Source organism: Streptomyces sp. NPDC050703 (assembly GCF_040654435.1).
Lineage (GTDB): Bacteria > Actinomycetota > Actinomycetes > Streptomycetales > Streptomycetaceae > Streptomyces.
In genome coordinates this window covers 172,875-183,105 of the sequence record NZ_JBFAHX010000012.1, presented here as the reverse complement: position 1 = coordinate 183,105, position 10,231 = coordinate 172,875, and the positions used below count along the sequence as shown (strand labels likewise).

The 10,231-nt window shown below is 73.2% G+C and carries 7 protein-coding genes; 5 read left to right on the top strand and 2 right to left on the bottom strand.

The features are described from left to right. Positions 1-1,237, bottom strand: a 1,237-nt coding sequence (locus tag AB0I16_RS14575) for a saccharopine dehydrogenase NADP-binding domain-containing protein (protein WP_363249709.1), incomplete at its 3' end; no start/stop codon positions are given. Positions 1,238-1,431: 194 nt separating this feature from the next. Here AB0I16_RS14575 and AB0I16_RS14570 point away from each other — a divergent pair. The 4 genes from AB0I16_RS14570 (at position 1,432) to AB0I16_RS14555 (ending at position 7,393) form a co-directional block, all read left to right on the top strand. Then, a complete protein-coding gene (locus AB0I16_RS14570) occupies positions 1,432-2,604 on the top strand; it encodes a CaiB/BaiF CoA-transferase family protein (protein ID WP_363249708.1) in 1,173 nt (390 codons plus the stop codon). Next, a complete protein-coding gene (locus AB0I16_RS14565; RefSeq protein WP_363249707.1) occupies positions 2,601-3,743 on the top strand; it encodes an acyl-CoA dehydrogenase family protein in 1,143 nt (380 codons plus the stop codon). The genes AB0I16_RS14570 and AB0I16_RS14565 overlap by 4 nt, the downstream gene beginning before the upstream one ends. A 54-nt stretch (positions 3,744-3,797) precedes the next feature. Beyond that, entirely contained in the window at positions 3,798-5,012 is a 1,215-nt protein-coding gene (locus tag AB0I16_RS14560) for an acetyl-CoA C-acetyltransferase (protein ID WP_363249706.1), read from the top strand. A gap of 197 nt (positions 5,013-5,209) precedes the next feature. Then, on the top strand, positions 5,210-7,393 hold the full coding sequence (locus AB0I16_RS14555) for a 3-hydroxyacyl-CoA dehydrogenase NAD-binding domain-containing protein (protein ID WP_363249705.1): 2,184 nt from the start codon (positions 5,210-5,212) through the stop codon (positions 7,391-7,393). Between the two features lie 27 nt (positions 7,394-7,420). Here AB0I16_RS14555 and AB0I16_RS14550 read toward each other — a convergent pair whose 3' ends face one another. Continuing rightward, positions 7,421-8,167: a MerR family transcriptional regulator gene (locus AB0I16_RS14550; protein WP_363249704.1), complete on the bottom strand. Its 747-nt coding sequence runs from the start codon at positions 8,165-8,167 to the stop codon at positions 7,421-7,423. 157 nt (positions 8,168-8,324) lie between these two features. On the opposite strand from AB0I16_RS14550, the gene AB0I16_RS14545 reads away from it, so the two are divergent. Continuing rightward, the gene (locus tag AB0I16_RS14545; protein WP_363249703.1) at positions 8,325-10,130 is read left to right on the top strand and encodes an AMP-dependent synthetase/ligase; all 1,806 of its coding nucleotides are present in this window, start codon (positions 8,325-8,327) and stop codon (positions 10,128-10,130) included. Positions 10,131-10,231: the final 101 nt, after the last annotated feature.

Sequence of the window (10,231 nt, the reverse complement as noted above, 5' to 3'; positions counted from 1 at the left end):
GCCCGACCTCGCCCTGGCCTGCGAGAGCGCCGTACGCCTCGCCCTGTCCTACGTGGTCGCGCCCGCCGGAAGCGCGCAGCCCGGCCGCGACGAGCCGGGTCAGCAGCGCGTCGCCCATGGCCACGGCCGGGGTGAGCTGGCCGCCCGCCGCGGGCAGGTCGTCGAGGGCGAGGCAGAGCGCGGACTCGCCGAGCATCTTCGCCGTCTCGTCGTAGCCGGGGTCGCCCCCGGACACCTCGGTGAAGACCCGCCTGCCGCCGCCCTCGCCGACGAACCGCACCGAGAACCGCGCCGCGGCCCGCTGCGCCTCGCTCGGCCCGTCGCCGGGCTTGAGCCGCCCGGACAGGAAGCGGCGCACGGGCGGCAGTTGCGCGGCGGCCGAGAGGGCGCCGAGGGCGAGCGGGGCGCCGAGCGCCATGGGCAGCGTCCTGACGGCCGCGTAGTGCCGGTAGCGGAAGTCGGGGCCGTAGCGGTCGAGGGCGCGCGCCGAGCGCTGCACCACCCGCGGGTCGATCGTCGGCAGCGGCAGCGCCCACGCGCCGACCTCGGCCGCGTACCGGGGGGTGCCGGGCGGCGCGTACGCCGTGCGGCCTGCCGGGCGCGGCTCAAGGCGCCGCCGGTCCTTCGCGGCGGCGGCCATCTGCGGGCCGCGGGCCAGCTGGTTGAGCGCGGAGGCGAACGTGCCGCCGGAGAACCGCGCGGTGGTGTGCACGAAGCCGTCGATCCGCAGCGGCACGCCCTCCGGCAGCTGCCCGACCGTGAAGTACACGCCCAGGTCGTGCGGGACCGAGTCGAAGCCGCAGGTGTGCACGAGCCGGGCACCGGTCTCCCGCGCGCGGGCGTCGTGCCGCACGTACATGAGGTCGACGAACTCCGGCTCGCCCGTCAGGTCGACGTAGTCCGTGCCCGCCTCGGCGCAGGCGGCGACCAGTTCCTGCCCATACGTCAGATACGGGCCCACGGTCGAGGCCACCACGCGGGCGCTGCCCGCCAGCTCTTCGAGCGACGCCGGGTCGGCCGCGTCGGCGCGCACCAGGGGGAGCTTCGCGCACTCCGGGTGGCGCGCCGCGAGGCGGTCCCGCAGCCGCTCAAGCTTCCCCGTGTCGCGCCCCGCGACGGCCCACCGCAGCCCCTCGGGGGCGTGCGCGGCCAGGTACTCCGCGGTGAGCACCCCCACGAAGCCGGTCGCTCCGAAGAGCACGATGTCGTACGCGCGATCCTTGCTCTGCCTGCTCATGGGCACCTCTCCGCCGTGCGTGTCGCGCCGATGTCGGTGGCCGAGGCTAGCCGACGACGCGCGGGGCGGCCGTCCCCGCGGCGGCCCGTGGCCCGAATTGGCTAAGCGCTTGCTCGTCAAGGGCTTGTGCGTGGTGGAACACGTTCTTAGCATCACTGGTGTTACATCACTTGTGTCATAGCGCTGGGGGCTCAATGGCAGGACCAGGCAAGCGCGTTCACGGCCCGCTCGCCGGGGTGCGCGTGGTGGAGCTCGCGGGCATCGGGCCCGGCCCCTTCGCGGCCATGCTCCTCGCGGACCTCGGGGCCGACGTCGTCCGCGTCGACCGGCCGGGCGGCAGCGGCCTCGCCATCGACCCGGCGTTCGACGTCACCAACCGCAACAAGCGCTCGGTGATCCTCGACCTGAAGACGGCCGACGGCGCCGCCCGCGCCCTCGACCTCGTCGAGCGCGCCGACGTCCTCGTCGAGGGCTACCGGCCGGGCGTCGCCGAGCGCCTCGGTGTCGGCCCCGGGCCCTGCCACGCCCGCAACCCCGCCCTCGTCTACGCCCGCATGACCGGCTGGGGCCAGGACGGGCCGCTCGCCCGGCGCGCCGGGCACGACATCGCCTACATCGCGATCACCGGCACCCTCGGCATGTTCGGCGGCCCCGACGAGCCGCCCGTGGTCCCCGCCAACCTCTTCGGCGACTACGCGGGCGGCGCGCTCTACCTCGTCGTCGGCGTCCTGGCCGCGCTCCACCACGCGCGCGTGCACGGCGAGGGACAGGTCGTGGACGCCGCGATCGTCGACGGCACCGCCCATCTCTCCGCGATGATCCACGGCATGCTGGCGGCCGGCGCCTGGCAGGACCGCCGCGGCGCCAACCTCCTGGACGGCGGCTGCCCCTTCTACGGCACCTATGCGACCTCCGACGGCGGCCACATGGCCGTCGGCCCCCTGGAGCAGCGCTTCTACGACGAGTTCGCCGCGCTCCTCGGCCTCGGGGAGGTGGCCGACGCCCGAAAGGACCCCGGCCGCTGGGGCGAGCTGCGCGCCGCCGTCGCCGCCCGCTTCAAGGAGCGCACCCGCGCGGAGTGGACGGCCCTCTTCGAGGGCTCCGACGCCTGCGTGGCCCCCGTGCTCTCGCTGCGCGAGGCCCCGGCGCACCCGCACCTCGCCGCCCGCGGCACCTTCACCGACCACGGCGGCATCGTCCAGCCCGCCCCGGCGCCCCGCTTCTCCCGCACCCCCACCGAGGTCCGCGGCGGCCCCGCGCGGCCCGGCGCCCACACCGCGGAGGTGGCGGGGGACTGGGACGTACCGGGTCTCGCGCCCGCCACGCCGCCCGCCCCGCCGGAAGACCAGGAGACCACGTACCGATGAAACGGCAGATCTTCTCCGCCGAGCACGACGCGTTCCGCGAGACCGTGCGCACCTTCCTCGCCAAGGAGGTGCTCCCGCACTACGAGCAGTGGGAGAAGGACGGCATCGTCTCCCGCGACGCCTGGCTGGCCGCGGGCAGGCAGGGGCTCCTCGGGCTCGCCGTCCCCGAGGAGTACGGAGGCGGCGGGAACACCGACTTCCGCTACTCCGCGGTCCTCGCCGAGGAGTTCACGCGCGCGGGCGCCGCCGGGCTCGCGGTCGGCCTGCACAACGACATCATCGGCCCCTACCTCACCTCCCTCGCCACCGAGGAGCAGAAGCGGCGCTGGCTGCCCGGGTTCTGCTCGGGGGAGCTCATCACCGCCATCGCGATGACCGAGCCGGGCGCGGGCTCCGACCTCCAGGCCGTCCGCACCGCCGCCGAGGACCGGGGCGACCACTGGGTGCTCAACGGCTCCAAGACGTTCATCTCGAACGGCATCCTCGCCGACCTCGTCATCGTCGTCGCCAAGACGTCCCCGGAAGGCGGCGCCCACGGCCTCTCCCTGCTCGTCGTCGAGCGCGGCATGGAGGGCTTCGAGCGGGGCCGCAACCTCGACAAGATCGGCCAGAAGTCCCAGGACACCGCCGAGCTGTTCTTCCACGACGTACGCGTGCCCAAGGAGAACCTGCTCGGCGACCTGAACGGCGCCTTCGTCCACCTGATGACGAACCTCGCCCAGGAGCGCATGGGCATCGCCGTCGCCGGCATCGCCGCCGCCGAGCACCTCCTGGAGATCACCACGGCGTACGTGAAGGAGCGCGAGGCCTTCGGACGGCCGCTGGCCAAGCTCCAGCACATCCGCTTCGAGATCGCGGAGATGGCCACCGAGTGCGCCGTCACCCGTACGTTCCTCGACCGGTGCGTCGTCGATCACTCGAACGGGGAACTCGACGCCGTCCACGCCTCCATGGCCAAGTGGTGGGCGACGGAACTCCAGAAGCGTGTCGCGGACCGGTGCCTGCAACTGCACGGCGGCTATGGCTACATGGCGGAGTACCGCGTGGCCAGGGCCTTCACGGACGGCCGCATCCAGACCATCTACGGCGGCACGACCGAGATCATGAAGGAGATCATCGGCCGCTCCCTGCTCGGCTGACCCGCCCCCCCGGAACCACCTCACCCTCCCGAAGACCCGCGAAAGGCTCAACGCGTGACCACCGAAGCGTACGTATACGACGCGATCCGCACCCCGCGCGGACGCGGCAAGGCCAGTGGCGCCCTGCACGGCACCAAGCCGATCGACCTCGTCGTCGGCCTGATCCACGAGATCCGCGCCCGCTTCCCCGGGCTCGACCCCGCCGCGATCGACGACATCGTCCTCGGCGTGGTCGGCCCGGTCGGCGACCAGGGCTCCGACATCGCGCGGATCGCCGCCATCGCCGCCGGTCTTCCCGACACCGTCGCAGGCGTCCAGGAGAACCGCTTCTGCGCCTCCGGCCTCGAAGCGGTCAACCTCGCCGCGATGAAGGTCCGCTCGGGCTGGGAGGACCTGGTCCTCGCGGGCGGCGTCGAGTCGATGTCGCGGGTGCCGATGGCCTCCGACGGCGGCGCCTGGTTCGCCGACCCCATGACCAACTTCGAGACGGACTTCGCGCCCCAGGGCATCGGCGCCGACCTGATCGCCACCGTGGAGGGCTTCTCGCGGCGCGACGTCGACGAGTACGCGGCGCTCTCGCAGGAGCGTGCCGCCACGGCGTGGAAGGAAGGCCGCTTCGCGCGGTCCGTCGTCCCCGTCAAGGACCGCAACGGCCTCGTGGTCCTCGACCACGACGAGCACCTGCGCCCCGGCACCACCGCCGACTCCCTGGCCAAGCTGAAGCCGTCCTTCAAGGACATCGGCGACCTGGGCGGCTTCGACGCGGTCGCGCTGCAGAAGTACCACTGGATCGAGCAGATCGACCACGTCCACCACGCGGGCAACTCCTCCGGCATCGTCGACGGCGCCTCGCTGGTCGCCGTCGGCACCAAGGAGGTCGGCGAGCGCCACGGCCTCACCCCGCGCGCGCGGATCGTCTCCGCGGCCGTCTCCGGCTCCGATCCGCTGATCATGCTCACCGGGCCCGCGCCCGCGACCCGCAAGGCGCTCGCCAAGGCCGGGCTCACCATCGACGACATCGACCTCGTCGAGATCAACGAGGCCTTCGCGGCCGTCGTGCTGCGCTTCATGAAGGACATGGGCCTGTCCCTGGACAAGGTGAACGTCAACGGCGGCGCGATCGCGCTGGGGCATCCCCTGGGCGCCACCGGGGCGATGATCCTCGGGACGCTCGTGGACGAACTGGAGCGCAGGGATCTCCGCTACGGGCTGGCCACGCTGTGCGTGGGGGGCGGGATGGGCATCGCCACGATCGTCGAGCGGCTGTAGGGGTCGCGCCGTAGGGGGTGGGGTGCGTCGCCCACCGCAGGTGCGTCGTGGTTGCTCGCGCAGTTCCCCGCGCCCCTGAAGGCTTGCGGCGCCGCCGCGCCTTCCCCGCGACCGGCCCGCACCGGCGGTCAGCCGGCCACGAACCCCAGCCGCCCTCCCCAGATCCCGCCTGCCACAGACCTCACGGAGACACAGACATGACCGACCCCAAGACCATCCGCTGGGAACAGGACGACACCGGCGTCGTCACGCTCGTCCTCGACGACCCCGAGCAGTCCGCGAACACCATGAACCAGGCGTTCAGGGACTCCATCGCGGCCATCGCGGACCGCGCCGAGGCCGCCGTCGCCGCCGACAAGGACGCCGTCCGCGGCTTCATCTACACCTCCGCCAAGAAGACCTTCTTCGCGGGCGGCGACCTCAAGGACATGATCAGGATCGGCCCCGAGAACGCGCGGCAGGCGTTCGAGGCCGGCACCGCCGTCAAGAGCGCGCTGCGCCGCATCGAGACCCTCGGCAAGCCCGTCGTCGCCGCCATCAACGGCGCGGCCCTCGGCGGCGGCTACGAGATCGCCCTCGCCTCCCACCACCGCGTGGCCCTCGACGCCCCCGGCTCCAAGATCGGCCTGCCCGAGGTCACCCTCGGCCTGCTGCCCGCGGGCGGCGGCGTCACCCGCACCGTACGCCTCATGGGCATCACGGACGCGCTCCTGAAGGTGCTGCTCCAGGGCACCCAGTACAACCCCGCGCGCGCCCTGGAGAACGGGCTCGTCCACGAAGTGGCCGCCACCCGCGAGGAGATGCTGGAGAAGGCCCGCGCCTTCATCGACGCCCACCCCGAGTCGCAGCAGCCCTGGGACAGGCCGGGCTACCGCATCCCCGGCGGCACCCCCGCCCACCCCAAGTTCGCGGCGAACCTGCCCGCGTTCCCCGCCAACCTCAAGAAGCAGACCGCGGGCGCCGACTACCCCGCACCCCGCAACATCCTCGCGGCGGCCGTCGAGGGCTCCCAGGTCGACTTCGAGACGGCGCAGACCATCGAGGCCAGGTACTTCACCGAGCTGGTCACGGGCCAGGTCGCGAAGAACATGATCCAGGCGTTCTTCTTCGACCTCCAGGCCGTCAACTCCGGCGCCAACCGGCCCCGGGGCGTCGAGCCGGGGACCGTGCGCAGGGTCGCCGTGCTCGGCGCGGGCATGATGGGCGCGGGCATCGCGTACTCGTGCGCCCGCGCGGGCATCGAGGTCGTCCTCAAGGACGTCTCCGCCGAAGCCGCGGCCAAGGGCAAGGGCTACTCCGAGAAGCTCTGCGACAAGGCGGTCCAGCGGGGCCGCACGACACGCGAGAAGGCCGACGCGCTGCTCGCCCGGATCACGCCCACCGCCGACCCGCAGGCGCTCGCCGGCTGTGACGCGGTGATCGAGGCGGTCTTCGAGGACACCGCGCTCAAGCACGAGGTGTTCCAGGAGATCCAGGACGTCGTCGAGCCGGACGCCCTGCTCTGCTCCAACACCTCCACCCTGCCCATCACCACGCTCGCCGAGGGCGTCTCCCGCCCCGTCGACTTCATCGGGCTGCACTTCTTCTCGCCCGTCGACAAGATGCCGCTCGTGGAGATCATCAAGGGCGAGCGGACCGGCGACGAGGCGCTGGCCCGCGCCTTCGACCTGGTGCGCCAGATCAACAAGACGCCGATCGTGGTCAACGACTCGCGCGGCTTCTTCACCTCCCGCGTCATCGGGCACTTCATCAACGAAGGCGTCGCGATGGTCGGCGAGGGCATCGAACCGGCCTCCGTCGAGCAGGCCGCGGCCCAGGCCGGATACCCCGCCAAGGTCCTCTCCCTCATGGACGAGCTGACCCTGACGCTGCCGCGCAAGATCCGTGACGAGACGAAGCGGGCCGTCGAGGCGGCGGGCGGCACCTGGGCGAGCCACCCGGCGGACACCGTCATCGACCGCATGGTGGACGAGTTCGAGCGCCCCGGCAGGAGCGGGGGAGCGGGCTTCTACGAGTACGTGGACGGCAAGCGGGACCGCCTCTGGCCCGGCCTGCGCGAGCACTTCACCAGGCCCGGACACCAGATCCCGTTCAAGGACATGCAGGAGCGGATGCTCTTCTCCGAGGCGCTCGACACCGTGCGCCTCCTTGAGGAAGGCGTGCTGACCTCGGTCGCCGACGCCAACATCGGCTCCATCCTCGGCATCGGCTTCCCCGGCTGGACGGGCGGCGTGCTCCAGTACATCAACGGCTACGAGGGCGGCCTGCCCGGCTTCGTGGCACGCGCGCGTGAACTCGCCGACACCTACGGGGAGCGGTTCACGCCGCCCGCGCTGCTGGTCGAGAAGGCGGAGAAGGGCGAGAAGTTCAGCGACGGCTGACCCCGCGCCACCCCGTGCGGGAGTGGCTCAGGACTCCTTGAGCCACTCCCGCAGCTCCTCCTTGAGCGACCGCTGGAAGGCCGTCACCAGCGCCTGCACCACCATCGGCTGCATATGGGCCGAGAGCGACCGCACCGCGGCGACGTGCTCCGGGCCGGACCCGCCCTCGCGGCGGGCGCCCCCCACCTCGTCGCGGAAGAGGCGGGACAGCTCGTGCGCCGCCGAGCGCGTGTGCTCCATCAGCACCGAGCGGGCGGCGAGGATCGTCTCGTGCGCGATCGGCACGTCGAGGAGCCGCACCCCGAGCCGGAGCAGGCCCACGTCCACGCGGTACGTCCCCGGCGTCCCCGTGGCGGCGACGACGCCCATCGCCGCCAGCCGCTCCAGGTCCTCCTCGTCCAGCGCGCGCCCCGCCCTGCGCTCCAGCTCGGCGCGCGGGACCTCCTCCGCGGAGTCGGGCGCCCAGGACGCCACGAGGCCGCGGTGGATGGCCAGGTCGTGCGCGTCCAGGTCGGCGGGAAGCTGCTCCAGGTAGCGCTCGATCGCGGCGAGCGTCATGCCCTGGTGCTGGAGCTCCTCGATGAGCGCGAGCCGCGACAGGTGGTCCTGGCCGTAGTGGCCGACGCGGCGCGGGCCGATGACCGGCGGCGGCAGCAGGCCCCTGGTGCCGTAGAAGCGGATCGTGCGGACCGTGACGCCCGCGCGCGCGGCCAGCTCGTCGACCGTGAGGGTCGGCTCGCCCGCCGCCGCGACGTGCTCGGTGTCGGTCGTCATGGCGGCGCCTGCCTCCCCGGTCGGCTCGGGGGACGTCTCCCCGCGGTCGTGTCCTCGGTGCGGCCCCCGCACCGTGTGCCAATGCGGTGCAACAGTATTGCTGGCACACCAGTGTTGTGAAACCCTCCGGGCCACCCGATGGCACCAGGAGGCGGTCATGACCACGATCCTGCGACTCCCCGGAGACCCCGCCGACGTCACGCTCCCCGCCCTGCTGCTCCGCGACGCCGAGGACCACGGAGAGCTGCCCGCGCTCTCCTGGCGCACGGGGGAGGAGTGGTCGACGCTCACCTGGCGCGAGGTGCGCCGCGAGGTCGCCGTCCTGGCCGCCGGGTACACCGCGCTGGGCGTCGAGCGCGGCGAGCACGTCCTGATGATGCTCGGCAACCGCCCCGAGCACTGGCTCAGCGACCTCGCCCTGGTGCACATCGGCGCCGTCCCCGTGACCGTGTACGGGACCGCCGCCCCCGAGCAGGTGGCCCACATCGCGCGGCACAGCCGGGCCCGCCTCGCGCTCGTCGAGGGCGCCGGTGAGCTGCCCCGCTGGGAACCGCTCCTGGCCGACGACACCGCCCCGCTGCGGAGCCTGGTGGTCGTGGAGGCGGCCGAGGCGGGCGGGCACCGCACGTACGGCTCGCTGCACGCCACGGGCCGCCGGCTGCACGACCCCGAGGCGTTCGAGAAGGGCTGGCGCGAGAGCCGCCCCGGCGACCCGCTCACCGTCGTCTACACCTCGGGCACCACGGGCGACCCCAAGGGCGTCAGGCTCAGCCACCGCAACATCCTCCTCAACGGCATCGCCCTCGACACCATCGTGGAGGTCCCCGACCACGTCGGGCACATCTGCTACCTGCCCTTCGCGCACATCGCCGAGCGGCTGCTCAGCATCTACCTGCCGGTCCTGCGGGCCGGGCACGTCCACCTCTGCGCGGACCCCTCCCAGGTGGCGGCCACCGCGCGCGAGCTGCGCCCCGCGCAGTTCTTCGGGGTCCCGCGCGTGTGGGAGAAGCTGGCCGCGTCCGTGCGCGCCGCCCTGGCCGCGCTGCCCGACGAGCGGCGCCGCGTCATCGAGGAGGCGGGCGACACCGCCCGCGCGCACCTCGCCTGCCGCGAGCGCGGCGAGGAGCCGCCGGCACCGCTGGCGGCCGCCTACGTCGAGGCCAAGGAGCGGGTGCTCGACCCGCTGCTCGCGCTCGCCGGGTTCGACCGGCTCGTGTGGACCGCGAGCGCGTCGGCGCCGATGCCGCCCGAGGTGTTCCGCTTCTGGGCCGGCCTCGGCCTGGTGATCATGGACGCGTGGGGGCTCACCGAGACCTCGGGCGTGGTCACGGCCAACGCCCCCGGGGCCTTCCGCCCGGGTTCGGTGGGCCGGCCCATCGAGGGCGTCGAGGTGCGCACCGCCGACGACGGGGAACTCCTCGTCCGCGGGGCGACCGTCTTCGACGGCTATCTGCGGGCCGACGGCGGTGTCGACGACGCCCGCGACGAGGAGGGCTGGTTCGCCACCGGCGACATCGGCCACGTCGACTCGGACGGCTACGTCTGGGTCACCGACCGCAAGAAGGAGCTGATCGTGACCTCGACGGGCAAGAACGTCTCGCCCGCCCTCGTCGAGAACGCGCTCAAGGAGCACCCCCTCATCGGCCAGGCCCTGGTGCACGGCGACGGCCGCTCGTACCTGGTGGCCCTGCTCGTCCTCGACGCCGAGGTGGCGCCGGCCTGGGCCGCCGCGCGCGGCATCGAGGGCGACCTGGTCTCCCACCCGGCCGTACGGGAGGAGGTCGCGCGCGCCGTCGAGGCCGCCAACGCGCGCCTGAACCGCACCGAGCAGGTCAGGCGCCACCGCCTCCTGGCCGACGAGTGGGGGCCCGCGACCGGGGAGCTGACGCCCTCCCTGAAGCTGCGCCGCCGCGTGGTCCGCGCCAAGTACGAGCAGGTCATCGAGGGTCTGTACACCCCTTGATCAGCATGTGAGAAGTTCCGCTATGTGACGTGCGCCACCGCGTGATCGGGAATCGGTGGGGGAAGGTGTCCCGTCGGTCCGCGCGCGTCAGGGGTGTCGTG

Excerpts from the sequence above, each read along its gene's own strand:
- AB0I16_RS14570 (WP_363249708.1), top strand. The coding sequence starts at position 1,432 with ATGGCAGGACCAGGCAAGCGCGTTCACGGCCCGCTCGCCGGGGTGCGC.
- AB0I16_RS14565 (WP_363249707.1), top strand. The coding sequence starts at position 2,601 with ATGAAACGGCAGATCTTCTCCGCCGAGCACGACGCGTTCCGCGAGACC.
- AB0I16_RS14555 (WP_363249705.1), top strand. The coding sequence starts at position 5,210 with ATGACCGACCCCAAGACCATCCGCTGGGAACAGGACGACACCGGCGTC.
- AB0I16_RS14550 (WP_363249704.1), bottom strand. The coding sequence starts at position 8,167 with ATGACGACCGACACCGAGCACGTCGCGGCGGCGGGCGAGCCGACCCTC.
- AB0I16_RS14545 (WP_363249703.1), top strand. The coding sequence starts at position 8,325 with ATGACCACGATCCTGCGACTCCCCGGAGACCCCGCCGACGTCACGCTC.